Source organism: Streptosporangium carneum (assembly GCF_027922005.1).
Taxonomy (GTDB): Bacteria; Actinomycetota; Actinomycetes; order Streptosporangiales; family Streptosporangiaceae; genus Streptosporangium; species Streptosporangium carneum.
Window position 1 is genome coordinate 1 of record NZ_BSEV01000026.1, and the last position, 23,756, is coordinate 23,756.

The 23,756-nt window shown below is 71.5% G+C and carries 24 protein-coding genes; 16 read left to right on the forward strand and 8 right to left on the reverse strand.

Annotated elements, in window-relative coordinates; all coding sequences use genetic code 11:
• Window positions 1-153 precede the first annotated feature (153 nt).
• Together PKF00_RS35420 and PKF00_RS35425 are read right to left on the reverse strand one after the other, a co-directional pair.
• Window positions 154-963, reverse strand: coding sequence for a GNAT family N-acetyltransferase (locus tag PKF00_RS35420; protein ID WP_271222082.1), 810 nt, complete (start codon window positions 961-963; stop codon window positions 154-156).
• The gene (locus tag PKF00_RS35425) at window positions 960-1,988 is read right to left on the reverse strand and encodes a dipeptidase (protein ID WP_271222083.1); all 1,029 of its coding nucleotides are present in this window, start codon (window positions 1,986-1,988) and stop codon (window positions 960-962) included. The genes PKF00_RS35420 and PKF00_RS35425 overlap by 4 nt, the downstream gene beginning before the upstream one ends.
• Before the next feature lie 290 nt (window positions 1,989-2,278).
• Between PKF00_RS35425 and PKF00_RS35430 the strand changes: the two genes are divergently transcribed.
• Complete coding sequence (locus PKF00_RS35430; RefSeq protein ID WP_271222084.1) at window positions 2,279-3,190, forward strand: GNAT family N-acetyltransferase; 912 nt, start codon at window positions 2,279-2,281, stop codon at window positions 3,188-3,190.
• A gap of 36 nt (window positions 3,191-3,226) precedes the next feature.
• Here PKF00_RS35430 and PKF00_RS35435 read toward each other — a convergent pair whose 3' ends face one another.
• Window positions 3,227-4,120: a MurR/RpiR family transcriptional regulator gene (locus PKF00_RS35435; protein WP_271222085.1), complete on the reverse strand. Its 894-nt coding sequence runs from the start codon at window positions 4,118-4,120 to the stop codon at window positions 3,227-3,229.
• A 706-nt stretch (window positions 4,121-4,826) separates the two neighbouring features.
• Between PKF00_RS35435 and PKF00_RS35440 the strand changes: the two genes are divergently transcribed.
• Entirely contained in the window at window positions 4,827-5,363 is a 537-nt protein-coding gene (locus PKF00_RS35440; protein WP_271222086.1) for an NADPH-dependent FMN reductase, read from the forward strand.
• 113 nt (window positions 5,364-5,476) lie between these two features.
• Window positions 5,477-6,370 carry an LLM class F420-dependent oxidoreductase gene (locus tag PKF00_RS35445; protein ID WP_271222087.1) on the forward strand — a complete coding sequence of 298 codons (894 nt, stop codon included), beginning with the start codon at window positions 5,477-5,479 and terminating at the stop codon, window positions 6,368-6,370.
• Here PKF00_RS35445 and PKF00_RS35450 read toward each other — a convergent pair.
• Window positions 6,322-7,434, reverse strand: a complete 1,113-nt coding sequence (locus PKF00_RS35450; RefSeq protein WP_271222088.1) for an NAD(P)/FAD-dependent oxidoreductase — start codon at window positions 7,432-7,434, stop codon at window positions 6,322-6,324. The two genes, PKF00_RS35445 and PKF00_RS35450, sit on opposite strands and share 49 nt — an antisense overlap.
• Before the next feature lie 104 nt (window positions 7,435-7,538).
• Between PKF00_RS35450 and PKF00_RS35455 the strand changes: the two genes are divergently transcribed.
• Entirely contained in the window at window positions 7,539-8,051 is a 513-nt protein-coding gene (locus PKF00_RS35455) for a hypothetical protein (RefSeq protein WP_271222089.1), read from the forward strand.
• Window positions 8,052-8,113: 62 nt separating this feature from the next.
• A complete protein-coding gene (locus PKF00_RS35460) occupies window positions 8,114-8,986 on the forward strand; it encodes a diacylglycerol/lipid kinase family protein (RefSeq protein ID WP_271222090.1) in 873 nt (290 codons plus the stop codon).
• A 126-nt stretch (window positions 8,987-9,112) separates the two neighbouring features.
• On the opposite strand, the gene pgm is transcribed toward PKF00_RS35460, so the two are convergent.
• Both pgm and PKF00_RS35470 read right to left on the reverse strand, forming a co-directional pair.
• A complete protein-coding gene (gene pgm / locus PKF00_RS35465; protein WP_271222091.1) occupies window positions 9,113-10,750 on the reverse strand; it encodes a phosphoglucomutase (alpha-D-glucose-1,6-bisphosphate-dependent) in 1,638 nt (545 codons plus the stop codon).
• Window positions 10,751-10,916: 166 nt separating this feature from the next.
• Window positions 10,917-11,114 (reverse strand): hypothetical protein, encoded by a 198-nt coding sequence (locus PKF00_RS35470; RefSeq protein ID WP_271222092.1) that lies wholly within the window; start codon window positions 11,112-11,114, stop codon window positions 10,917-10,919.
• Between the two features lie 17 nt (window positions 11,115-11,131).
• Between PKF00_RS35470 and PKF00_RS35475 the strand changes: the two genes are divergently transcribed.
• From PKF00_RS35475 to PKF00_RS35485, 3 genes are all read left to right on the forward strand, one after another.
• Window positions 11,132-11,854 (forward strand): hypothetical protein, encoded by a 723-nt coding sequence (locus PKF00_RS35475; RefSeq protein ID WP_271222093.1) that lies wholly within the window; start codon window positions 11,132-11,134, stop codon window positions 11,852-11,854.
• Window positions 11,855-11,946: 92 nt separating this feature from the next.
• Window positions 11,947-13,170 carry an NAD(P)/FAD-dependent oxidoreductase gene (locus PKF00_RS35480; protein WP_271222094.1) on the forward strand — a complete coding sequence of 408 codons (1,224 nt, stop codon included), beginning with the start codon at window positions 11,947-11,949 and terminating at the stop codon, window positions 13,168-13,170.
• A 218-nt stretch (window positions 13,171-13,388) separates the two neighbouring features.
• Window positions 13,389-14,078 (forward strand): fasciclin domain-containing protein, encoded by a 690-nt coding sequence (locus PKF00_RS35485; protein WP_271222095.1) that lies wholly within the window; start codon window positions 13,389-13,391, stop codon window positions 14,076-14,078.
• Window positions 14,079-14,202: 124 nt separating this feature from the next.
• Here PKF00_RS35485 and PKF00_RS35490 read toward each other — a convergent pair whose 3' ends face one another.
• Both PKF00_RS35490 and PKF00_RS35495 read right to left on the reverse strand, forming a co-directional pair.
• Window positions 14,203-15,021: an SAM-dependent methyltransferase gene (locus PKF00_RS35490; RefSeq protein WP_271222096.1), complete on the reverse strand. Its 819-nt coding sequence runs from the start codon at window positions 15,019-15,021 to the stop codon at window positions 14,203-14,205.
• A 212-nt stretch (window positions 15,022-15,233) separates the two neighbouring features.
• Window positions 15,234-15,737 (reverse strand): ATP-binding protein, encoded by a 504-nt coding sequence (locus PKF00_RS35495; RefSeq protein ID WP_271222097.1) that lies wholly within the window; start codon window positions 15,735-15,737, stop codon window positions 15,234-15,236.
• Window positions 15,738-15,969: 232 nt separating this feature from the next.
• On the opposite strand from PKF00_RS35495, the gene PKF00_RS35500 reads away from it, so the two are divergent.
• The 8 genes from PKF00_RS35500 (at window position 15,970) to PKF00_RS35535 (ending at window position 23,754) form a co-directional block, all read left to right on the forward strand.
• Window positions 15,970-16,212: a DUF397 domain-containing protein gene (locus tag PKF00_RS35500; RefSeq protein WP_271222098.1), complete on the forward strand. Its 243-nt coding sequence runs from the start codon at window positions 15,970-15,972 to the stop codon at window positions 16,210-16,212.
• A 109-nt stretch (window positions 16,213-16,321) separates the two neighbouring features.
• Window positions 16,322-17,227: a Sco1979 family transcriptional regulator gene (locus PKF00_RS35505; protein WP_271222099.1), complete on the forward strand. Its 906-nt coding sequence runs from the start codon at window positions 16,322-16,324 to the stop codon at window positions 17,225-17,227.
• 48 nt (window positions 17,228-17,275) lie between these two features.
• Window positions 17,276-18,793 carry an SDR family oxidoreductase gene (locus PKF00_RS35510; protein ID WP_271222100.1) on the forward strand — a complete coding sequence of 506 codons (1,518 nt, stop codon included), beginning with the start codon at window positions 17,276-17,278 and terminating at the stop codon, window positions 18,791-18,793.
• A 150-nt stretch (window positions 18,794-18,943) separates the two neighbouring features.
• Window positions 18,944-19,558 (forward strand): D-sedoheptulose-7-phosphate isomerase, encoded by a 615-nt coding sequence (locus tag PKF00_RS35515; RefSeq protein WP_271222101.1) that lies wholly within the window; start codon window positions 18,944-18,946, stop codon window positions 19,556-19,558.
• On the forward strand, window positions 19,555-19,809 hold the full coding sequence (locus tag PKF00_RS35520; protein ID WP_271222102.1) for a HypC/HybG/HupF family hydrogenase formation chaperone: 255 nt from the start codon (window positions 19,555-19,557) through the stop codon (window positions 19,807-19,809). Before PKF00_RS35515 ends, PKF00_RS35520 begins: the two co-directional genes overlap by 4 nt.
• Window positions 19,806-20,600, forward strand: a complete 795-nt coding sequence (locus PKF00_RS35525; protein ID WP_271222103.1) for a D-sedoheptulose-7-phosphate isomerase — start codon at window positions 19,806-19,808, stop codon at window positions 20,598-20,600. Before PKF00_RS35520 ends, PKF00_RS35525 begins: the two co-directional genes overlap by 4 nt.
• Window positions 20,601-20,686: 86 nt before the next feature.
• The gene (locus PKF00_RS35530) at window positions 20,687-21,757 is read left to right on the forward strand and encodes an NADH-quinone oxidoreductase subunit B family protein (protein ID WP_271222104.1); all 1,071 of its coding nucleotides are present in this window, start codon (window positions 20,687-20,689) and stop codon (window positions 21,755-21,757) included.
• 137 nt (window positions 21,758-21,894) lie between these two features.
• Window positions 21,895-23,754, forward strand: a complete 1,860-nt coding sequence (locus PKF00_RS35535) for a nickel-dependent hydrogenase large subunit (RefSeq protein WP_271222105.1) — start codon at window positions 21,895-21,897, stop codon at window positions 23,752-23,754.
• Window positions 23,755-23,756 lie beyond the last annotated feature (2 nt).

Sequence of the window (23,756 nt, forward strand, 5' to 3'; positions counted from 1 at the left end):
GAAGGAGGTGCGGAAGGGGGCGACGAGGGGCATCGCGATGCGGCGGAGTTCGATTCCGGTGATCTTCATGGTGTGGTGCGGCCTGGGCCGTGTCTCCCTGGTGGTGAGGCGGTGAGGTTGCCGATGCGGGCCCGGGGGCGGGCCGGGGGCGGATCAGCTGGGGCGTTGCACGATGTAGCTGGTCTTCTGGTGGAAGCCGACGACCTGGGCGCCCTGCGCCATCAGGCCGCCGAGCACCTCGCGGACGGCCTGCCGCCAGGCGCGGGCGGCGCCGGGGTCGGTGTGCCGCAGGGTCTCGATGTCGGCGGGCAGGGCGACCAGCAGGACGGGGGCGTCGGTGTTGCCGGGGACGGGGTGGCCGTCGTGGTCGTGTAGGGCGACGGCGGTCTCGGCGGGGATCGAGGTGGGCTGAGGGGTGCCCGCGACGGCGGCGATGACGCGCGGCGCGGTCAGCGGCCAGGTGGCCAGGACGCGGTCGGTCTCGTCGCCCGCGTTGATCACATCACCCATGACTCCATAGAAGGAGGGCAGGTACTCGGTGGGGCGGGCGCCGAGTTTGGCCAGGTTGAAGTGGGCGTTGCGGCGGACGAGGGGGTCGTAGGTCCAGGTGATGTGGTTCAGGCCGCGCTCCAGGGCCCAGTCGCGCTGGTGGAGTTTGAGGGCGAGGCCGATGCCGTGGCCGGTGGCGGTGCCGGTGATGTGGGAGTGCAGGGCGCGTCCGGCGGGGGCGGCCAGGAACGCCACCGAGGCGCCGATCAGGCGGTCGTCGCGGTAGGCGCCGGTCACGTAGTTGCCTGCGTGGGACAGGGCGCGCATCATCTCCACGCCGACCGGCGCGCCGGCTGGATCCGACGATCGCCAGATCTCGCCGAACAGGCGGTACACGTCCTCGAACTCCTCGAGGTGGTGGAGCTCGCGAAGACGGATCCCGGTCGCGGTCACGTCGAGCTTGGCCCCGCTCATCGCAGCACCGTGCCGAGGAGACGCCGCACGTTGCCGCCGAGGATCTTGAGGATGTCCTCCTCGGGCAGCCCGCGCCCGACGAGGGCCTCGGTGACCAGAGGCAGGCCGCGCGGCCCTTCGAGCCCGGGGATGGAGGCCAGGGGGTCGATGTCGCCGTAGCCGATGTCCTCGCAGCAGGGCGGCGTCGTGTCCGAGATCACCTCGCGGACGAAGTCGGGGCCGAGGCCGACGTGGTCGATCCCCGCGACGCCCACGATGTGCTCGATGTGGTCGACCAGGCGGCCGACGGTGTAGTCGGCGGGATCGTCCGTCAGGAAGGGGGCGAAGAAGTTCACGCACACCACGCCCCCGGTCGCGGCGACGGCGCGGATCTGGTCGTCGGTGAGGTTGCGGTGGTGGTCGCGCAGGGCTCGGGAGGAGGAGTGGGTCGCGATCAGGGGCCGGGTCGCCAGCTCCAGCACGTGGGCGACGCCCGAGGCGCCCAGGTGGGAGACGTCGAAGACCATGCCGAGTCGTTCCATCTCCCGCAGCGCCTCGGCTCCCGCCGAGGTGAGCCTGCTGCCGGTGCCGTCCTCACCGCTGCCGTCGGCCAGCGGGGTGCGGCCCCAGTGGGCGATCGACGCGACGCGGACGCCGAGCCGGTACAGGGTCGAGAACAGCTCCACGTCCGCGTCGACGCCGGGGGCGCTCTCCAGGGCGAGGACAAGGGCGATCCTGCCCTCGGCGAGGGTCTGGTCGATCTGGTCGCCGTTCAGGCACAGCCGTACCTCGTCGGCGTTCCCCTCCGCCAGGACGTGCGCGCACTCGATCATGCGCAGCGTCTCGCGGAGCGCTCCCTCGGGGCGGTAGCGCTCGTCGATGAAGACGGGGAGCACCTGGATGTCCACTCCGCCGTCGCGTAGCTGGGGCAGCCACTGTTGGCGGAAGAAGGAGGCCCAGCGTCGTGGTGTCCGTGCGGTGACCGCCATCAGCAGGTCGTTGTGGGTGTCCGCGACGACGGCGCGGTGATGTAGATCAACGGTCACGTGCCAACCTTCCGATGCGTGGTTATCGCGACGGTATGACAGGTCGGGGGTGGGGGAATTCGTCCGGTTTACCGAAGAGCGGCAGGCTGTTCGTGCAATATTCCAAGATCATGTTTACTTCGCGGAGGCGGAAGGGGGTGGAAGGGGAGGTGCGTGCGACCGGGCGCGGTGGGCCGTGGGAGCCGAGGGGACGGCCGGGGTAGGAGCAAGAACGGGGGCCGGCGTGCTCACGGGCGTCGGCGCGGGGGCGTCACGGGGAGCGACGGCGCGGGAGCGTCACAGGGAGCAGGGTGGAGAACGGCGCGGAGAGCGGGGCCGAGGACGGGAGGGCGGGTGTGCCGGAGATCCGTGCGGCGACCGCCGAGGACACGGCGGCGATCGGCGAGATCGCGCGGGCCGCGCTCATCCTGGACGCGGAGCACGCGTCCGCGCTGGTCGCCCGGCTTCTGCGGCCGCCGCCCGCACGACGATGGACGGCGCTGGTGACCCGCGGCCTCGACGGCGTGCTGTTCGCCTCGGTGTCCGAGGGAGACCGTTCCGCGGGGCACGTCGACCTGCTCGCGGTCGCTCCCCGCGCGCAACGCGGGGGGCTGGGCCGGGCGCTCGTCGCGGCGGCGGAGGACTGGCTGCGCGGACAGGGGGCGGTCGAGGCCAGGTTCGCGGGCAACCCGCCCTGTTACGCCTGGCCCGGCGTCGACGTGCGCTACACGCCCGCCGCCTGCCTGGCGGAGAGCCTCGGCTACGAGCAGTACGGGGTCGCGTGGAACATGACCGCGGACCTCACCGCGGACCTGTCGACAAGGGCCGATCTCGTACGGCTGGCGGACCTGGGCGTCACGGTGCACGAGGCCGCCCAGGACAGGCGGGCCGTGCTCGCCTTCGTCAGGGAGCACTGGGGCGACACCTGGGCCTGGGAGACGGAGCAGGCGACCGGTTGCCACTACGCCTCCCGCGGAGGGAAGCTCCTCGGCTTCGCAGCCTGGGGCGCCAGGCCCGCGTGGTTCGGCCCGATGGGCGTCGCCCAGGACGCCAGGGGACTCGGCGTCGGCCGGGTGCTGCTGCGTCGGTGCCTGGCCGAGCAGCGGGCCTCGGGCCTGGCGAGCGCGCAGATCTCCTGGGTCGGGCCGCTCGGTTTCTACTCGAGGGCGGTCGGCGCGCGTGCCGAGCGGGTCTTCTGGCTCTACCGCAGGGACCTGCGGTGACCACGCGGCGGGGGCTGGGACGCGGGGCCGGCCGCGTCACCTGCCGCGGCGGCGCGTGTCCGACAGGAACTCGCCGAGCGCGTCCCCGGTCGCTCGCAGCGCCGCGTTCGAGGCGTCGAACGTGCGCTGTGCGACGCCGACGAAGACGCAGTCCACGATCAGGAGCTGACTGATCCGGCTGGCCAGCGCCCCGGGACGGAAAACGGTCTCCCTCCCGGCCGAGACCAGGACGTGGTCGGTGAGTCCGCCCAGGGAGGAACGAGGGTTGTTGGTGATCGCGACGGTGGCCGCGCCCGACCTGCGTGCCACGCCCACCGGCGCCAGCACGTCCGGGGTCTCGCCGGTGCAGCTCACCCCGACCGCGACGTCGCCGGGCCGCAGCAGCGCCGCACTGGTCAGCGCGAGGTGCGCGTCGGTGAAGGCGTGGCCGGACAGGCCGATCCGCATCAGCTTCTGCGCCATGTCGGCCGCCACGAGCCCGGAGGAGCCGACCCCGTAGACGTCCACCCTGCGCGCGCCCGCGACGGCTTCGACGACCGCGCCCAGCCGGTCCGGGTTGAGCTGCGCCGCGGTGTCGGACAGCGCCTCGCACTCGGCCCTGGTCACCTTCGCGATCACGTCGGTGAGCGGGTCGTCGGGGCCCAGGTCGCCGGGGGCCAGCCGTTCGGGCGTCTGCCTGGCGACCGCCGCAGCCAGGGCGAAGCGCAACTGGGAGTAGCCGGCGAAGCCGAGAGCCCTCGCGGTGCGCACGATCGTGGCCTCGCTCGTCCCCGAGACCGCGCTGAACTCGGTGATGGTGCTGCGGGCCACCATGCCCGGGTCGTTCAGGATGAGGCGGGCGATGGCCTGTGCTGCGGGGGTGAGCGAGGGCAGAACCGCTCTCACGGTGGCCACCAGGTTCACGGGATTGGGGCCGTCATGGTCGTTCATGGTCGGGCACCTTCTTCTGTCTGGATCAAGCCTATTGGCCGCCGACCAGCCGTAGGGCGACGACGCGGGCGGCTTCCGGGGAACGCGCGCGCGGCGGCGCCCCCGCCGGAGTGGGGCTCTTCCTCGTCCCTGCGGCGCGACCCCTCTGACCGGCCCCGTTCCCGTCCCGGGGCTCTCGTCGCGTGGCTCCCGCGCCTCGGCGTGTCTTCCCTTCTTGGCCGGAACCGGCCAGAGGCGAGCCCTCGCCCTTCCGCTTCGGCCGGCCGTCCATCCGATCGACGGCGAGGTCCTGGCCGCGTCATTTTGGTGAAGGATTCCTGCATGGGGTGGAAACTGGTGAAGAAATAGCCATCTCATGCGAGATCGGTGGGCGTGGCGATGTTCGTCGCCTCTTTCCGTGGGCAGGTCGGCGGATGTGATGGAGCGTGAAGCCCGGCGGCGACGGCGCCGCAGCGGTGACCGGGCAGGCCGTACCCGGTGGTCCCGACCTCGTGCCGGACGGCACGATCGACGGAACGTCCGCCGGAGCGGCTGTGACGGCGTCGCAGACGGGGTTTCCGCGGTGGATCACCACAACGCCGAATAGCGGCTTTGCCGTACAGCGCCGCATGGCGGGGGCCTTCGTGCTGTGGACCACGTTCGCGTGGCCTGACCGGCCGGCCCCCGCCCACGGCGTCGTGACGTCGCGACAGAGATGGGGTCGGGGATGAAGATCATTGGAATCGCGGGCAGCCTTCGTCCGGGAGCGTACATTCACAGGTTGCTCGAGGCGGCGACGCGGGAGTTGCCCGCGTCGGTGGACGTCGAGATCTGGGACGGCCTGAACGGCGTGCCGCCGCTGACGGACGGCCCGCTCCCGTCGAGCGTCGACCAGCTGTGCCACGCGCTCTCCGGCGCGAACGGCATGCTGGTCGCCGCGCCCGCGCACAGCGCCCTGCCCGCCGAGCTGTGCCACGTGCTCGACTGGGTGTCGTCCAGGCGTGGGGGAGCGGTCCTGGTGGGCAAGCCGGTCGCCGTGGTGACCGCCTGCCTGCGCGCCCACGAGGCGATGTGGACCCAGACCGAGCTGCGACGGGCCCTCGCCTCGGCGGGCGCGCTCGTGTACGGCGCCGACCTGGTCGTCCCGCCGGTCCTCAACCAGTTCGACGCCGAAGGCAGGCTCGTCGACCAGGAGTTCCGCGAGCGGCTCCGCCCCGTGCTGGCCGAGCTGTGCGTGCCGTCGATGGTCAAATCCTCCGCGTGAACATGGGATGATCGGATCACCTTCGCCCCGTCCCGCGACGGGGCGGAGGTGACCGGTCTCCGGAGGCGGAGCCCGGTCCCGGGTGACACGACGGGGTTGGAACGGAGACGTCCATGGGTATCGGCCGGATCGGCGTGTGGCATCCTCTGTTCGGCAGGGCTCAGGCCCAGGCCGTGCGGCGGGCGGCGGGAGAGATCGAGAAGCTCGGATACGGCGCGCTCTGGTTCGGCGAGGCGACGGCCACCAGGGAGGCGTTCACCACGGCGGGGATCCTGCTCGCCGCCACCGAGCGCGTCGCCGTCGGCACCGGCATCGCCAACATCTGGGCGCGCGACGCCGCCGCCATGGCGGCGGGGGCCGCGGCGTACGGCGAGGCGTACCCGGGAAGGTTCGTCCTCGGCATCGGGGTCAGCCACGCCCCCCTGGTCTCCCGGCGCGGCCACGACTACGCGCGTCCGCTGGCCGCGATGAGCGAGTATCTCGACGCCATGGACGCCGCGGCACGGGACCTGCCGTTCTCCGACGACCCGCGCACGCCCCGCCTGCTGGCCGCCCTGCGCCCCCGGATGCTGGAGCTGGCCAGGGACAAGGCCGACGGCGCCCACCCGTACTTCGTGCCGCCGGAGCACACCGTGCTCGCCCGCGAGATCCTCGGCGGCGACGCCGTCCTCGCGCCCGAGCAGGCCGTGGTCCTGGAGACCGACCCGGCCAGGGCGAGGCGGATCGCCCGCGAGCACATGGAGCCCTACCTGAGGCTGCCCAACTACGCCAACAACCTGCGTCACCTCGGCTACGGCGACGAGGACCTCGCGGGCGACGGCAGCGACCGACTGGTGGACGCGATCGTCGCCTGGGGCGACGTGGAGACCGTCGCCGGGCGGATCAGGGCGCATCTCGACGCGGGAGCCGACCACGTCGCCCTCCAGCCTCTCCCCGTCGACCTGGACGGCGCCGTCGCTCAGCTCACCGAGCTCGCCCCGGCCCTGGGCGTCCTGCCGGGAGAGTAGGGGGAGACCTCCAGGGGAGGGGTCTGGCCGAGGGCGAGCGCCGCGGCGACGAGACCGGCGTACGGCCCCGAGGTCAGCCCGTACGCGCCGAGCCCGGTGGCCACGACCACCCCGTCGGCCAGCCTGCCGATCAGGGGCAGCCCGTCGGCGGTCACCGGGCGGAAGCCGACCCGGGTCTCGACGACTCCCGCGCCGGCCAGGCCGGGGGCGAGCTCGACGCCGCCCGCCAGCACCTCGGCCAGGCCGCCCGCCGTCACCCGGGCGTCGAACCCGGCGTCCTCGACGGTCGCCCCGAGCACCACCCGCGAGCCGGGGAAACCCAGCAGGTACGGCCCGCGCCTGGGCAGCACGATCGGCCAGCCGGCGGTCTCCACGCCCGGCAGTTCGGCGTGCACGATCTGCCCCCGCCTGGGCGCGAGCGCGGGCTCGCAGCCGAGGGCGCCGCAGACCTCGCCGGTCCACGCCCCCGCGGCGACCACCACGGCGTCCGCGTCGAGGGGCTCGCCGTCGACCAGCGTCCTGCCGGTCCCGGTGAGCGTCGCCGTCCCCTGGCGCACCCGCGCGCCTCGCCGTACGGCGGCGCGCAGCAGGGCGTCCCTGACAGCCGGCCCGTTCACCCGGGACGCTCCGCCGAGGTGGAGCGCGGTCAGGTGCGGGCCGAGCGGCGGGAACAGGTCGGCGGGCCGGTCCACCACGGAGATCTCCCCCATGTCGGGCGCGGACGCCCGTCTGTCGCGCAGCAGCGCGTGCACCCCCGCCAGCTCGGCGGCGTCCTCGGCCACGAGCAGCGCGCCGACCCGCGCGTGGCCGACGTCGTGCTCGCCGTCCTCGGCCAGGAGCTCGGCCAGCCGCGAGTGGTACCGGGCTCCCTCCAGCGCCAGCCGGTACCAGTCCTCGTCGTCCTCGTGGTCCACCCACGGGCAGACGATTCCGGCTCCGGCGCGGGTGGCCTGGCCGGCGTCCGCCCGGTCGACCACGGTCACCGCGACGCCCCACAGGCTCAGGTGGTAGGCGGCGCTCGCTCCGACGATGCCGCTTCCGATGACTGCGACCCGATCGCTCATGGATGAATGATTGCATTTTTCGGAAACGTTCCTTTTAAGGCGACGTTCAGGACGCAACCGCCGTGTGGCACCGCACGAAGATAGGAGGATGAGGGAGTCCCACGGTGGATGAGCCAGGCCAGGAGCGGGCGCTGCGTGCCCTGGGCACGGCGCTCGACATGAACGCGCCGACGGTCCGTCATCGCCTCAGGCGCTTCCCCGAGGGAACGCCGTTCCTCAAACTGCGCCTTCCCGGGGAGGGCGACGCCACGCTCTTCCTCGACGGGCATCAGTGGATCTTCCTGAGCGAGCCCGGGGACGACCGGCCCGCCACCCAGTTCGCCGCGGGCCTGGTCGAGGACGCCCCGGAGGTCGTCGTCGAGCGGGTGATGTCCGTCATGGCGCGGCGGGTCAGGCGCGCCGCCCCCGCCGGACGCGCGCTGAAGTCCTGCGCGCTCGGCCTCGTGACCGCCGTGGGGGTGGGCCTCCTGAGCGCGGTGGTCATGGCGATCCTCATCGGGGGCAACGGCTACCCCCTCTCCGACGTCTCGAGCGTGGCCGTGTACGTCCTGGCCGCCCTGCTCGGCGTCGCGGCGGGAGTGTGGGTCGGCGTCCGCTGGTGGCGGCGGCTCGGTTGACTCCCGCGTGACCGCCCTCCTCGTGGGCAGGGGCCGCTGAGGCGACAAGTGGGAGGGACGGCATGGCCGAGTTGCTGGCGATCTACAACGAGGAGGCGGGCGGCGCGGACGAGGCCGCCAGAACCGCGGCGACGGAGATCCTGCGCGCCGGCGCCGACGTGATCGACGTGCCCGTGGGCCGCAAGGACCTGGACGAGATGCTCGACGCCAGCCCCGGCGCGGACGTGGTCGTGATGGGCGGTGACGGATCGCTCCACGTGACGGTCGCCACCCTGCGCAGACGGGGCGAACTCGGCTCCCGAACCGTGGGGCTCGTCCCACTGGGCACGGGCAACGACTTCGCCCGGGGTATGGGCATCCCCCTGGACGCGGAGGTGGCGGCGCGCATCGTGCTCGCGGGCAGGCCGCGGGCGCTGGACCTGCTGGCCGACGACGCGGACGGGGTCGTCGTCAACGCGGTGCACCTCGGCGTGGGCGCGGAGGCGTCCGCGCGGGCCCAGCCGCTCAAACCAGGCCTCGGACGGCTCGCCTACGCCGTCGGCGGCCTGCTGGCGGGCGTGCGCGGCCCTGGCTGGCGGCTGAGCGTGACCGTGGACGGCCGCCCCCTGGCCGAGGGGCGGCCCGTGCTCATGGTCGGCGTCGGCAACGGGGTGACCATCGGCGGCGGCACTCCGCTGACCCCTCGCGCCAGGCCCGACGACGGCATGGTGGACGTCGTCGTCTCGATGACCACGGGCCCCGTCGACAGGCTCGCCTACGCCCTGCGGCTGCGCCGGGGATCCCATCCGGGCATGCGGGACGTCGTCACGGACCGGGGCCGCACGGTGACGGTGACCGGCGAGCCCGTCCCGGTGAACGCCGACGGCGAGCTGACGGGACCGGTGACCCGGCGAACCTGGACGGTCATGCCCGCCGCGTGGCGCATGTTCACCTGACGCGCAGGCCCGTCCCCGCTCGTCTCCGCCCCCCTGTCGGCCCCTGCCCCGGCAGGGGCCGGGCTCCCGCGTGACCTCGGGCCGCCGGGGGGGGCGCCGCTCAGCCGGGCGCCTCCGGCGTCGTGCTCAGCCGAGCGTCTCCGACACCAGGCTCCTGGCGGCCTCCTGCACCTGGGCGAGGTGCTCCGGCCCCTTGAAGGACTCGGCGTAGATCTTGTAGACGTCCTCGGTGCCCGAGGGCCTGGCGGCGAACCAGGCGCTCTCCGTGGACACCTTGACGCCGCCGAGCGCGGCGCCGTTGCCGGGCGCGGAGGTGAGGACCTGCGTGATCGGCTCCCCGGCGAGCGTCCTGGCGGTGACCTGTTCGGCGGAGAGCCTGCCGAGCACCGCCTTCTGCTCCCGGGTGGCCGGAGCGTCGACCCGGGCGTAGGCCGGGTCGCCGAACCTGGACACCAGGTCGGCGTAGTGCTCGCTCGGCGAGCGGCCCGTGGTCGCGATGATCTCCGCTGCCAGCAGGGCCAGGATCACGCCGTCCTTGTCGGTGGTCCACACCGAGCCGTCGCGGCGCAGGAAGGACGCCCCCGCGCTCTCCTCGCCGCCGAAGCCCAGGGAGCCGTCGAGCAGTCCCGGCACGAACCACTTGAACCCGACGGGAACCTCGAACAGCCGCCTGCCCAGGTCGGCGGTCACCCGGTCGATCATGCCGCTGCTCACCATGGTCTTGCCGACTCCCGCGTCCCGGGGCCAGCCGGGCCGGTGGGCGTAGAGGTAGGAGATCGCGACGGCGAGGTAGTGGTTGGGGTTGAGCAGGCCCCCGTCGGGGGTGACGACGCCGTGCCGGTCGGCGTCGGCGTCGTTGCCGGTGGAGACGTCGAAGGCGTCGCGGTTGGCGATGAGCGAGGCCATCGCGTACGGCGACGAGCAGTCCATCCGGATCTTGCCGTCCCAGTCCAGCGTCATGAACCGCCAGGTCGGGTCGGTCAGCGGATTCACCACCGTCAGATCGAGGCGGTGCCGCTCGGCGATCTCGCCCCAGTAGGCCACGCTGGCCCCGCCGAGCGGGTCGGCGCCGACGCGCACCCCCGCCTCCCTGATCGCGTCGAGGTCCAGCACCGAGGGCAGGTCGTCGACGTAACTCGCCAGGAAGTCGTGGCGCCCCGTCGTCTCGGCGGTCAGGGCCCTGGCGTAGGGGATCCGCCTGACCTCCTTCAGCCCGCCCGCGATCAGCGCGTTGGCCCTGTCCTGGATCCACGACGTGGCGTCGGTGTCCGCGGGGCCGCCGTTCGGCGGGTTGTACTTGAAACCGCCGTCGCCGGGAGGGTTGTGCGACGGGGTCACGACCACGCCGTCGGCCAGGCCCGTCGCACGCCCCCGGTTGTGGGTGAGGATCGCATGCGAGACCGCCGGTGTCGGGGTGTAGCCGTCACGGCTGTCGACCAGGACCCGCACCCCGTTCGCCGCGAAGACCTCGAGCGCGGAGACCCTGGCGGGTTCGGACAGCGCGTGACTGTCCACACCGAGGAACAGCGGGCCGTCGGTCCCCTGCGCCGCGCGGTACTCCACGATGGCCTGACTGGTGGCGAGGATGTGGTCCTCGTTGAAAGCGGTGTTCAGCGACGAGCCGCGATGACCCGAGGTGCCGAAGGCCACCCGCTGGCCCGCCTCCTCGGGATCGGGGTGCAACGCGTAGTAGGCGGTCACCAGGCGGGCCACGTCGACCAGGTCGGACGGCTGGGCCTGCTGCCCCGCGCGGTCATGCGTCATCGTCATCTCCTCATGTCATTCCCGGCTACCGGTATCTACCCCGAATCGGGCGCAGCCGCGTGGCGGCAGCCGTTTCCGGGGCGTGTCAGCTCGGGGGACGCCTACCCGGGGGCGTCTTCACGAGGCTCGGGAGAGCGGGTCGTTTCTCGCCCTTTCCCGAGGAGCGTCAGGACTGCTCCGAGGCTCGCGCGTCGCCTTCGGAGCCGCCGGGCCCGTCGGGCCCCTCCTCGAGGCGGGCGCGCAGGCGGGTCCTGATCTCCTCCGGGGTGTAGGCCTGCCGCCGCCGCTCGGCCCTGGCGATCACCACTCCGGTCGCCGCCACGCCCGCCACACCCGCCAGACCGACTACCTTCCACCACCGCATGTGCCTAGGCTACAGAAATGTCCGGCAAGAGCATCAGCCTCGACGAGGCGGTCAACCTGACCCGTACCGGCGACGTGTGGCTGTTCCGCGGCCGCAGCGTGCCCGACCGCGCCATCCAGACCATGACGAACAGCCCCGTCAACCACGTCGGCATGTCCGTCGTCATCGACGACATGCCCCCGTTGATGTGGCACGCCGAGCTCGGCAGGTCGCTGCCCGACCTGTGGTCGGGAACCCACCAGCGCGGCGTCCAGCTGCACGACCTGCGGGAGGCCGTCTGCGTCTGGGCCACCAGGTACGGCCAGCGCGCCTGGCTGCGTCAGCTCGACCCCCAGGTCACCCGGGAGATGGAGGACGCGGTGCTGCGCACCGTCGCCCGCCTCGACGGCACGCCGTTCCCCTCGACGGCCAGGCTCGCCGGGCGGTGGATACGCGGCAGGGTGCCGAGGGTCCTGAGGCGGGGCCGGAAGAAGGGCGCCGTGGAGGACACCGTGGTGAGCACCGCGGAGAACACCGCGGAGAACACTGTGGAGAACACGGCGGAGAGCGCACTGGAGAGCGCCTACTGCGCCGAGGTGGTCGCCGTCACCTACGAGGCCATGGGGCTGCTTCCCGGCGGCCGCAGGCCGAACTGGTACGACCCCGGCCGGTTCTGGAGCGGGGACGACCTCAAGCTCTCCGACGGCTTCCGGCTCGGCGGGGAGATCACCGTGAACACGCGGGCCGTACGGCCAGCCTGATCTCGGAGGCAACCTCCCGTGGCCCGTTCCCCGAAGTCACAGTGGGCGGGGTCGCCCGCTTCGTGACAGCACACGGTCAAGGGGGACAGGTCATGCCGGACACGGTGGTCGTCGTCGGCGCGGGGCTCGCCGGGCTCTCGTGCGCGATCCGCCTGCATTCCGCGGGGGTGGCGGTCCGCGTCGTCGAGGCGGCGGACGGGGTCGGCGGGCGGGTGCGCACCGACGTGGTGGAGGGCTTCCGCCTCGACCGCGGCTTCCAGGTGTTCAACACCGCCTATCCCGAAGCGGCCAGGCTCCTCGACATCGGAGCCCTGGACCTTCGCGCGATCCCCTCAGGCGTGATCGTCTTCGACGGGGGGCGAAGGGAGCGCTTCATGCTGCCGTGGCGTCATCCCGAGCACCTGTTCAGCGGGATGCTGGCCGACGTGGGGTCGGTCCAGGACAAGGCCGCCCTGGCCGCGCTGACCGCACGTGACCTCGCCCTGCCCGCCACCCTGCTGCGCGGCGGGCCTGAGCGGACCACGCTGGAGGAGCTGCGGCACCGGGGCGTCTCGTCCCGGATGATCGACAAGCTGATCCGGCCCTTCCTCGCCGGGGTCGTCCTCGAACGGGAGCTGGAGACCTCGAGTCGGTTCTTCCACCTGATCTGGCGATCCTTCGCCAAGGGCACGATCGGCGTGCCCGCGCTCGGCATGGAGCGGATCCCCCTGCAGCTCGCCGCCCGCCTCCCCGAGGAGGCGCTCACTCTCGGCGCCCCGGTCGCGGAGGTGACGGCCGACGGCGTGCGGCTCGCCCGGGGGGAGACGGTCCCGGCCCGCGCGGTGGTCGTGGCGACCGATCCGGCCACGGCCGCCCGGCTCTGCCCCGGCCTCGCGGTGCCGCGGATGCGGGCGGTGACGACCTTCTACCACGCCGCCCCGCGCTCTCCCTCGGACGATCCGACGCAGATCGTCGACGCCGAGGGCCTGGTCACCGACACCCTCGTCCTCACCGACAGCGCGCCCGAGTACTCCCAGGACGGGCGGGCCCTGATCTCCACCTCACTCCTCGGCGCGCTCTCGGACGCCGACGAGCCGCGTGTCCGCGAACGGCTGGCGCAGATCTATCGGACGGACGTCTCCGGCTGGCGGCACCTGGCGACCTATCCCGTCAGGGAGGCGCTGCCCGCGATGGCGCCGCCGTTCCCCCTGCGCCGCCCGGTCCGCCTCGCCCGGGGGCGCTATGTGTGCGGCGACCACCGGGACACCGGTTCCCACCAGGGGGCCCTGGTCTCGGGACGTCGTGCCGCCGACGCCGTGCTGGCCGACCTGGGCTGACCGGCCCCGCCGACGATCTCCGGGCTCATGGTCCGCTCTACGGGGATGTGTCATGGTCGATTAGGAAATGGATCTCTCTGGGAGATATGTAGTCAAGAGTCACTCTATGGGGCTTTTTTCGCAGAAGTAGAGGGCATTGATCTACGAACAGAACGATGAGGCATCGGGACCCGTCCGGCGGGCCCGGACGGCCCATCCGTCCAGTCAAGGAGATCACCGTGAAGAAGAAGTCTCTTCTCGCATCCGCTCTCGCCGCGGCGGCCCTGGCCGTTCTTCCCGTGGCTGCCCAGGCGACCGCCACGAGTTCCGTCCTCACCTTCTCGCCCACGCCCGAACCGTCCGACATGATGACCGCCGAGCCGTCGGGCGCGCCCTCGGAGGAGATGACCGGTCCGTCGGAGGGGCCCTCCGAGGGGCCGTCGGAGGAGGGCGCAGGCGTGCCCTTCGGCCCCGGTTGCAGGCAGCTTCCCCAGACCGGTCCCGGCAGCCCCGTCGAGATGGCCAAGGAGCGCATCGCCAACGCGATAGCCCAGTACCCGCGGTTGTCCGAGCTCGTCGCCGCCCTCAAGCAGTCGGCCCTGGCCGACCAGCTGAACTCCGCCGACGGCATCACCGTGTTCGCGCCGACGAACGAGGCGTTCTCCCAGCTCCCGCAGGACGTCCGGGACAAGCTCAAGTCGGACACCGCCCAGCTGAAGAAGGTCCTCACCTACCACGTCGTCTCGGGAAGGGTGAAGCCCTCCGAGCTGAAGGGCGGGACACTGGAGACGCTTGAGGGCGGCAAGCTGACGGTCAAGGAGGAGAACGGCGAGTACACGGTCAACGACGCCAAGATCCTCTGCGGAAACGTGCCCACGCTCAACGCCGTCGTCTACATCATCGACAAGGTGCTCATCCCGCCGCAGTGACCGGCGGCGGACCGAGTGCCGCACGAGGGGCGCCCGCCGCAGGCGCCCCTCACGACGGTCTCCGCGGCGTGACGACCGCCGCGCCGGGCCACAGGGCGTGCCGCCCGTGGCGGTGGGGTCGCCGTCAGCCTCCGGGCTTGCGGGCGACCCCGCCGACGGTCCACGTCTTCTCGGGACCCCGGACGGCGAGCGGGTTCTCCGGATGCCAGTGACGGAGGTAGACGAGTCCCGGATCGACGAGGTCGAACCCGTCGAAGAAGCGGAGCACCTGCTTGCGCGTGCGCCAGGTGCCCTCGTTCCTGCCGAGGATCCGCCGGTAGATGTCGACCAGCGGCTCCGCCGCCTCGGGACGCGTGTCGAAGACCGCGTGGGCCGCGACGAGATAGCTTCCGGCCGCCATCGAGTCGCGCAGCAGGGCCACGCTCTTGAGGGGGTCGTCCTCGTCCGGGGTGAACTGGAGCGCGTGGGGGATCAGCGCGGCCATCGGCAGGTTCGGGTCGACGAGCCGCAGCAGCCCCGGATCGGCGAGCACCTCGTCCGACTGGAGCGCGTGCCCCCTGACGACGGCGGTGCTGGAGTTCGTCGCGAGCAGGGCTCTGCCGTGGGAGAGCACCACCGGGTCGTCGGCGACGTAGACCACCCGGGCGTGGGGCAGCAGTCCCTGGGCGACCTCGTGGACGTTGCGGCGGGTGGGGAGCCCCGAGCCCAGGACGACGAACTGGTCGACTCCCTGTTCGGCGAGACGGCGGACCGCCCTGCCGAGGAACGCCTGGCGCTCCCTGGCCATGATCCTGATCTCGGGGGCGACGGCCAGAACCTGCTCCGCGGCTCTGCGGTCGGCGGCGAAGTTGTCCTTGCCGCCGAGGAAGTAGTCGTTCATCCGCGCGATGTTCGGCACGCTCGTGTCCAGACCTGCCAGGGGCTGTCCGGCCGAGTCGTTCATGTTTTCACCTCCTCGGTTGCCTGTGAGACTAAGGAATCACGCCGTCTGTGGATAGACGCTGACTCTCGGCAATTGAGAAAAGTGATAACTATTCGGGTTTAGTGCTCAAAATACTTTTTTTATTGCCTTTAAAGGTGTTTGCGGACACTTCCTCCCGGTGACCTGCGACTCTCGCCGGAGAGCCGGCCGGTTCCCGAGGCGAGCGGCCGGTGTCAGCGGCAGGTCTCCAGACGCCGGCTCGTCCTGGAGGGAAGCGAGAAGGCCGCCCACACGGCCTTGCCGCGGCTGGCCAGGGGAGCCCATCCCCACATCTCGCTGATTCCCTGGATCACCTGCAGTCCGCGGCCACTCTCCGCCTCGTAGTCGGGTTCGCGCAGGCTGGGTCCCTGATCGCTGGGATCGGTGACCGCGCACAGCACGGACCGCTCGGTGTGGCAGAGGATGATCCTGACGTCCTGCGGGCGGCGGGAGTCGACCACTCCTCGGACGCCGTGACGCACGGCGTTGGTGACCAGCTCGGAGACCACCACGCCGGTGTCGTCTATCAGGGGCTCGAGCCTCCAGGCGCGCAGGGCCGTCGAGGTGAACTCGCGGGCCGTCCGTGCGGCGCACGGGTCGTGGCGGAGGCTCCGCGCGGCCATCTGGAGCTGGTCGGCGTAGCTGTCTCCGGCCGCCCACGGCGGCAGACCGCTCGGCGGGAGCACGTGATCAAGCATTGACAACCACCGTTCCCACCCACCGATCTCTGTCCGGATGGATGTGGCTTGATGTCTTTGGCGAGCAGTCATCTGCGACCTTGAGGAGGTGTGGCGATCGCGTTACGAGGGCAATCCGTCTAGTCATCTTGCACGGCCCGATGTGCATAGGCAAGTACAGATGCACGTGCATCTGCACAAAAGCCGTATGATCGTACGAGTGTTTCCCTCCCTGGACAGGTGAGAGGCGAGGATGAGTCAGCTGTACAACGGCATGTCGGCGGCCCTGCTGGACGGCGTCGTCTGGCGAAAGAGCCACTTCAGCAACCCCAGCGGCAACTGCGTGGAGATGGCCGCCCTGCCCGGCGGCGGGGTGGCGATCCGCAACTCGCGGGACCCTCGGGGGCCCGCCCTGATCTACACCCCTCGCGAGCTCGACGCCTTCGTCCGGGGCGTCAAGGGGGGCGACTTCGACGATCTGATCACGATCGACTGAAGAACAAAATTCTGGGTGGCCGGAAGGGCTTGACGGGGGTACCGTAAAGGCTCGCGATGGCCACAAAGAGTGGGCGGGGGCTCGCGTTCCGCGCTCGAAGGACTACCAGATGATCACACCTCACGCCGAGGGCGAGCCGGCCCCTCCGACCTCCATGGTCATGCCGCGAGGAAGTTCGACGGTGCTCAGGATCGTGCTGGGCGCCCAGCTTCGCCGCCTGCGCGAGGAGCGCCGCATCACCCTCGAGACGGCGGGGCACGCCATCCGCGCCTCGCACTCGAAGATCAGCCGCATGGAGCTCGGCAGGGTCAGCTTCCGCGTGAGGGACGTGGCCGACCTGCTCACGCTGTACGGCGTGACCGACGACAAGGACCGCCAGGCGCTGCTGGCCCTCGTCGAACGGGCCAACGTCGCCGGGTGGTGGCACAACTACAACGACGTCCTGCCCGGCTGGTTCGAGACCTACGTCGGGCTCGAGGAGTCCGCGACCGTCATCCGCAACTACGAGGTCCAGTTCGTGCCCGGCCTGCTCCAGAACGAGGAGTACGCCAGGGCCGTCGTCCTGCTGGGCTACCCCAGCGCCTCCGAGGAGGAGGTCGAGCGGCGGGTACGGCTGCGCATGGCGCGCCAGAGGCTCCTGCACTCCCCGGAGCCGCCCCACCTGTGGGCCGTGCTGGACGAGGCGGTGCTGCGCCGCCCGCTCGGCGGGCCCGAGGTGATGCGCGGCCAGATCGACCACATCCTGAGCGCGCTCCAGCTGCCCAACGTGACCGTCCAGATCGTGCCGTTCAGCGTGGGCGGTCACGCCGCGGCGGGAGGGCCCTTCAGCATCCTGCGCTTCTCCCAGCCCGACCTGCCCGACGTGGTCTACATGGAGCAGCTCACCAGCGCGGTCTACCTCGAGAAGCGTGACGACGTCGACAGCTACCTCGAGGTCATGGAACGCCTGTGCATCGAGGCTGAGCCCGTGTCGCGCACCAGGGAGATCCTCCTGCGGATCCGTGAGGAGCTGTAGGGCCGCCGGGACGCAACCTTTTCGGCCCGCCGTACGAAATATCGGCAAATGAGATGCCTTGTCACCGGAGCGACCGGATACATCGGCGGGCGGCTCGTTCCCGAGCTGCTGGACGCGGGCCACGACGTGCGTTGCATGGTGAGGTCGGCGGGTCGTCTGCGCGACCAGCCGTGGGCCCACCGGGTTGAGGCCGTCGAGGCCGACGCGACCGACGCGGAGCGGACGAGGAAGGCGCTCGACGGCGTCGACGTGGCCTACTACCTCATCCACGCCATGGGCGGGGGGAAGGACTTCGCCGTCTCCGACCGGCACGCCGCCACCGTGTTCGCCGCCGCGGCCGAGGACGCGGGGGTGCGCCGCGTCGTCTACCTCGGAGGGCTCGCGCCCGACGGCGAGGGACTGTCGCCCCACATGCGCTCCCGCGCCGAGGTGGGGCGGATCTTCCTGGACTCCGGGGCTCCGGCCGTGGTGTTGCGGGCGGCGGTCATCATCGGCTCGGGGTCCGCCTCGTTCGAGATGCTGCGCCACCTCACCGAACGCCTGCCGGTGATGACGACGCCGCGCTGGGTGCGCACCAGGACACAGCCCGTCGCCATCCGCGACGTCCTGCGCTACCTGGTCCGCTGGGCGGACGTCGAGGAGGAGGTGAACCGCTCCTTCGACGTCGGCGGCCCGGAGGTGCTCACCTACGCCGACATGATGCGCGTCTACGCCGCCGTCGCGGGCCTGCCCCGCCGGGTGATCGTCCCGGTGCCGCTGCTCAGCCCCGGTCTGTCGAGCCACTGGGTCGGCCTGGTCACCCCCGTCCCGGCGAGCATCGCCCGGCCTCTGGTCGAGTCGCTGCGCAACGAGAGCGTCTGCCGCGAACACGACGTCGCCCGGTACGTCCCCGATCCCCCGGAGGGCCTGCTCGGCTTCGGCGACTCCGTCGCGCTGGCCCTGCAGCGGATCAAGGAGGCGAAGGTCGTCACCCGCTGGTCCTCGGCCTCGACGCCGGGGGCGCCCAGCGACCCGCTGCCGACCGATCCCGACTGGGCCGGGGGCAGCCTCTACGTCGACCGGCGGGCCCGGCGCGTCGACGCCTCTCCCGAGGCCCTCTGGCGGGTGATCGAGTCGATCGGCGGCGAGCGGGGCTGGTACTCCCTGCCTGTCGCCTGGCGTGCCCGAGGATTCCTGGACCGTCTCGTCGGGGGTGTGGGGCTGCGCCGGGGACGCCGTGACCAGCGTCACCTTCGCGTGGGCGACTCGGTCGACTTCTGGCGGGTCGAGGAGGTCGAGCCCGGCAGGCTGCTGCGGCTGCGCGCGGAGATGCGCCTGCCGGGGCTGGCGTGGCTCGAGCTGAGCGTGGGCCGTCACGGGGACGCGACCGTCTACCGTCAACGGGCGATCTTCCATCCCCGGGGCCTGGCGGGTCATCTCTACTGGTGGTCCATCTCGCCCTTCCACAGCCTGATCTTCGGCCGGATGCCGCGCAACGTGGCCGCGGAGGCCGAGCGCGAGGACAGGTCCGCCCCGTGGAGGAGACGGCCCCGGGCCTTCGCCGGCGGAGACCCGCGACACCCGTGAGCGGGCGGGGGCACGTGGGTCGACCGCGGCGGCCAAGTCAGGAAAGATGGTGATTTTTTGCGAAATCCCCGATTGCTATTTTCTTCCACTCCCGTCACTCGGTCGTACGGTCGATAGAAACGACGCTCGACACGAGGGATGTGGTCCGCGATGGACCAGACGGCCCTGGTCTCGGTCCAGGAAGTCTTCGCACGTCGTGTGGGGCCCGCTCGAGGCCTGGCGGAGGAGGCCGAGCGGGTGGCGCGGGCGTGTCACGCCATGGCGACGCGGTTCCACGGCGGAGGCAGGCTCATCGTCTTCGGCAACGGCGAGGCCGCGACCGACGCCCAGCACATCGCGGTGGAGTTCGTCCACCCGGTGATCGTGGGCAAGCGGGCGCTGCCCTCCTTCTCCCTGACGAACGACGTCGCGACCGTCACCGGGATCGCCGCGGACAGCGGGGTCGAGGAGGTCTTCGCCCACCAGCTGCGCCACCTGGCCGTCCACGACGACATGGCGCTCGGCGTCTCCGCCGACGGCGAGTGCGTCAACGTCCTCCGGGCGCTGGAGGCCGCCAAGGACCTCGGACTGCTGACGCTGGCGCTGGCCGGCGGGGACGGCGGGCGGATCGCGCGGAGCGTCGCCGTCGACCACGTGCTCGTCGCCCGCTCCGACGACCCCCGTGTCGTCAAGGAGGTGCACGTCACGACCTACCACATCCTCTGGGAGCTGGTGCACGTGTTCTTCGAGCAGCCGGGAGTGCTCGATCCGCAGGTGGTCGCATGACCGCCAGGGAACCCGAAGGCCGCGGCGGGGGCCCGTTCCCCGGCCCGTGCCACGACGAGGTGTGCGTCACCTGCTCCGACGAGGCGGTGCCGGTGCGGGTGGTGCGCCTGCTGGAGGCGGGCCTCGCCGTGGTCGACACCGGGCGGGGTTCCGAGGAGGTGAGCGTCGCGCTGGTGGACGCCCAGGTCGGCGACATCGTCCTGGTCCACGCCAGGGAGGCGATCGCCGTGGTCAAGGGGGTGGGCACGTGAGCACACCGGACGCCTCCGTCGAGTCGCTGTACCCGTTCCTCTACGCGGGCTCGACGGATCTGGAGGCCGTACTGGCCGCGGTGCGCCGATCGACGGAGGAGAAGGCCGAGGAGATCGTCGCCCTGCGCCGGACCGTGCTCGAACGCGACGGCGACCGGATCGTTGCCTGCGCCGAGGCCATGGCCGAGGCCTTCGCCGGGGGCGCGCGGCTGTTCGCCTTCGGCAACGGCGGCAGCGCGACCGACGCGCAGGACGTGGCCACCCTGTTCCTCAATCCCGGGTTCCTCGATCCCGGACTCCTCGCCCCGGGACGCCTCGGCGAGGCCGAGGGCGCGGGAGGCCGGGAAGACGGCGGGGGAGACGGCCGGGGAGACAGCCGGGGAGACAGGGCCAGGGCGCTGCCCGCGTTCGCCCTCACCGCGGACGTCGCGGTCGTGACGGCGCTGTCGAACGACATCGGCTTCGAGGTGGTGTTCGCCCGGCAGCTCGCCGCCTCGGGGCGGGCGGGGGACATCGCGTTCGGTCTGTCGACGAGCGGCAACTCGCGCAACCTCATCGCCGCCTTCGAGGAGGCGGACCGGCGGGGAATGACCACGGTCGGGCTGGCGGGCTACGACGGCGGGCAGATGGCGGAACTGGACGCCATCGACCACCTGTTCGTGGTGCCCTCGACGTCGGTGCACCGGATCCAGGAAGCCCAGACCACCGTCTACAACGTGCTGTGGGAGCTCACCCAGCACGCCCTGGTACGGCACGGCGCGCGGCGGGAGCCCGCGCCGCCCTCCAACTGAAGAACATCCGCTCCGACTGCGAACACCCGTCAACCGAAAGCACCCGTCCGACGGCGGACCGGGGCCCGCGAAGGTGGTGAGACGTGATGACGACGCCGACCGAGTCGAAGGAGACCGCTGAGGCATCGAAGGAACCGGTCGTTCACATCCTGTGGATCAACGCGGGGTTGAGCTGCGACGGCGACTCGGTCGCGCTGACCGCCGCCAGCCAGCCGAGCATCGAGGAGATCGTGCTGGGCGCGTTGCCCGGCCTGCCGAAGGTCGCGGTGCACTGGCCGTTGATCGACTTCGAGTCGGGGCCCGTGCAGGGGACGGACGTGTTCATCGAGTGGTTCTTCAAGGCGGACAGAGGGGAGCTGGATCCGTTCGTCCTGGTGGTCGAGGGGTCGATCCCGAACGAGGGGATCAAGGCGGAGGGGTACTGGTGCGGGTTCGGCAACGACCCGGAGACCGGGCAGCCGATGACGACGAGCCAGTGGCTGGACCGCCTGGCCCCGAAGGCGACGGCGGTGCTGGCCGCGGGCACGTGCGCCACCTACGGCGGGATCCACGCGATGGCCGGGAACCCGACGGGGGCGATGGGGGTGGCCGACTACCTCGGCTGGGACTGGCGGTCCAAGGCGGGCCTGCCGATCGTGAACGTGCCGGGGTGCCCGATCCAGCCCGACAACCTGTCCGAGACGATCGTGTACCTGCTGTACCAGGTGGCGGGGCAGGCGCCGATGATCCCGCTGGACGAGGCGCTGCGCCCGACATGGCTGTTCGGGCAGACGGTGCACGAGGGATGCGACCGGGCGGGCTACTACGAGCAGGGACAGTTCGCGACCGAGTACGGCTCGCCCAAGTGCCTGGTGAAGATCGGCTGCTGGGGGCCGGTGGTGAAGTGCAACGTCCCCAAGCGGGGGTGGATGAACGGCATCGGGGGCTGCCCGAACGTCGGCGGGATCTGCATCGCGTGCACGATGCCGGGCTTCCCCGACAAGTTCATGCCGTTCATGGACGAGCCTCCGGGCGCGCGGATCTCCTCGGCGGCCAGCAGCGCCTACGGCGGGGTGGTGCGCACGTTGCGTTCCATCACCCTCAGGACGGCCGACAAGGAGCCGAAGTGGCGTAAGCGGGGGCGTGAGCTGCTGACCGGTTACCGGGCCCCCTGGTGAACGCGGGAACGCGACCGCCGGGGCGGCACGCCGCCCCGGTCGGCGACCGCGGGGACCGGGACCCACGAAGACCAGAGCCGACAGGACGAGGCCGGCAAGAGCGGGCCCGCGACGCGGGCTGACACGACGGGGCTGACATGACGACGACACCACATCAGAGCGGTTCGGCGAAGTCTGGGCAGGGCAAGTCGGGCTCCACGCAGACCGGTTCGGCGCAGACCGGCTCGACGCCGCAGGACAGCGAACTGGTGGAGATGGCCTGGGACCCGATCACCAGGATCGTGGGCAGCCTGGGCGTCTACGCGAAGATCGACTTCAAGCAGCGGCGGGTCGCCGAGTGCTACAGCACCTCGTCGATCTTCCGCGGCTACAGCATCTTCATGAAGGGCAAGGACCCCAGGGACGCCCACTTCATCACCAGCCGGATCTGCGGGATCTGCGGCGACAACCACGCCACCTGCTCGGTCTACGCCCAGAACATGGCCTACGGCGTCCGCCCGCCCGCGCTCGGCGAGTGGATCCTCAACCTCGGCGAGGCCGCCGAGTACATGTTCGACCACAACATCTACCAGGAGAACCTGGTCGGGGTCGACTACTGCGCGAAGATGGTCGCCGAGACCAACCCCGGCGTGCTCGCGGTGGCCGAACGCACCGAGAGCCCGCACGCCGCCGAGCACGGCTACGCCACGATCGCCGACATCATGCGCTCGCTCAACCCGCTCGAGGGCGAGTTCTACCGCGAGGCGCTGCAGATGAGCCGGATGACCAGGGAGATGTTCTGCCTGATGGAGGGCAGGCACGTGCACCCGTCGACGCTGTACCCCGGCGGGGTCGGCACGGTGGCCACCGTGCAGCTGTTCACCGACTACCTGTCGCGGCTGATGCGGTACGTGGAGTTCCTCAAGCGGGTCGTGCCGATGCACGACGACCTGTTCGACTTCTTCTACACCGCGCTGCCCGGCTACGAGGAGGTCGGCAGACGCCGGGTGCTGCTGGGCTGCTGGGGCAGCTTCCAGGACCCCGGGCACTGTGACTTCACCTACGCCAACATGAGCGACTGGGGACGGCAGATGTTCGTCACCCCGGGCGTGATCGTCGACGGCCGCCTGGTCACCAGCGACCTCGTCGACATCAACCTGGGCATCCGCATCCTGCTGGGCAGCTCCTACTACGACGACTGGGAGGGCCAGGAGAAGTTCGTCACCCACGACCCGCTGGGCAACCCGGTCGACGCCCGCCACCCGTGGAACCAGCACACCATCCCGCACCCGCAGAAGCGCGACTTCGCCGACAAGTACAGCTGGGTGATGTCGCCGCGCTGGTTCGACGGCCAGAACATGCTGGCCCTGGACACCGGCGGCGGGCCCATCGCCAGGCTCTGGTCGACCGCGCTGTCCGGCCTGGTCGACATCGGCTACGTCAGGGCGACCGGGCACAGCGTGCAGATCAACCTGCCGAGGACCGCCACGAGACCGGAGAAGAGCTTCGAGTGGAGGATCCCCGAGCACAACGGGCAGCCGCTGTCGAACGCGCTGGAGCGCAACCGGGCGCGTACCTACTTCCAGGCCTACGCGGCCGCCTGCGCGCTGTACTTCGTCGAGCAGGGCCTGGCCGAGGTGCGGGCCGGGCGCACGCAGACCTGGTCGCCGTTCACGGTGCCCGAGGAGGCGATCGGATGCGGGTTCACCGAGGCGGTGCGCGGGGTGCTGTCGCACCACATGGTGATCCGCGGCGGGAAGATCGCCAACTACCATCCGTATCCGCCGACGCCGTGGAACGCCAGCGTGCGCGACAGCTACGGCACGCCGGGGCCGTACGAGGACGCGGTGCAGAACACGCCCATCTTCGAGGAGAACCCGCCGGAGCGGTTCAAGGGCATCGACATCATGCGCACGGTGCGCAGCTTCGACCCCTGCCTGCCGTGCGGCGTGCACATGTACCTCGGCGACGGCGGCGAGCTGCGCAAGCTGCACACCCCGCACGCCTTCGGAGCCTGACG

Coding starts and splice junctions, on each gene's coding strand:
- PKF00_RS35535 (WP_271222105.1), top strand. CDS start 21,895: ATGACGACGACACCACATCAGAGCGGTTCGGCGAAGTCTGGGCAGGGC.
- PKF00_RS35515 (WP_271222101.1), top strand. CDS start 18,944: ATGGACCAGACGGCCCTGGTCTCGGTCCAGGAAGTCTTCGCACGTCGT.
- PKF00_RS35420 (WP_271222082.1), bottom strand. CDS start 963: ATGAGCGGGGCCAAGCTCGACGTGACCGCGACCGGGATCCGTCTTCGC.
- PKF00_RS35505 (WP_271222099.1), top strand. CDS start 16,322: ATGATCACACCTCACGCCGAGGGCGAGCCGGCCCCTCCGACCTCCATG.
- PKF00_RS35510 (WP_271222100.1), top strand. CDS start 17,276: ATGAGATGCCTTGTCACCGGAGCGACCGGATACATCGGCGGGCGGCTC.
- pgm (WP_271222091.1), bottom strand. CDS start 10,750: ATGACGCATGACCGCGCGGGGCAGCAGGCCCAGCCGTCCGACCTGGTC.
- PKF00_RS35435 (WP_271222085.1), bottom strand. CDS start 4,120: ATGAACGACCATGACGGCCCCAATCCCGTGAACCTGGTGGCCACCGTG.
- PKF00_RS35490 (WP_271222096.1), bottom strand. CDS start 15,021: ATGAACGACTCGGCCGGACAGCCCCTGGCAGGTCTGGACACGAGCGTG.
- PKF00_RS35450 (WP_271222088.1), bottom strand. CDS start 7,434: ATGAGCGATCGGGTCGCAGTCATCGGAAGCGGCATCGTCGGAGCGAGC.
- PKF00_RS35480 (WP_271222094.1), top strand. CDS start 11,947: ATGCCGGACACGGTGGTCGTCGTCGGCGCGGGGCTCGCCGGGCTCTCG.
- PKF00_RS35440 (WP_271222086.1), top strand. CDS start 4,827: ATGAAGATCATTGGAATCGCGGGCAGCCTTCGTCCGGGAGCGTACATT.
- PKF00_RS35470 (WP_271222092.1), bottom strand. CDS start 11,114: ATGCGGTGGTGGAAGGTAGTCGGTCTGGCGGGTGTGGCGGGCGTGGCG.
- PKF00_RS35475 (WP_271222093.1), top strand. CDS start 11,132: ATGTCCGGCAAGAGCATCAGCCTCGACGAGGCGGTCAACCTGACCCGT.
- PKF00_RS35445 (WP_271222087.1), top strand. CDS start 5,477: ATGGGTATCGGCCGGATCGGCGTGTGGCATCCTCTGTTCGGCAGGGCT.
- PKF00_RS35460 (WP_271222090.1), top strand. CDS start 8,114: ATGGCCGAGTTGCTGGCGATCTACAACGAGGAGGCGGGCGGCGCGGAC.
- PKF00_RS35520 (WP_271222102.1), top strand. CDS start 19,555: ATGACCGCCAGGGAACCCGAAGGCCGCGGCGGGGGCCCGTTCCCCGGC.
- PKF00_RS35530 (WP_271222104.1), top strand. CDS start 20,687: ATGACGACGCCGACCGAGTCGAAGGAGACCGCTGAGGCATCGAAGGAA.
- PKF00_RS35495 (WP_271222097.1), bottom strand. CDS start 15,737: ATGCTTGATCACGTGCTCCCGCCGAGCGGTCTGCCGCCGTGGGCGGCC.
- PKF00_RS35500 (WP_271222098.1), top strand. CDS start 15,970: ATGAGTCAGCTGTACAACGGCATGTCGGCGGCCCTGCTGGACGGCGTC.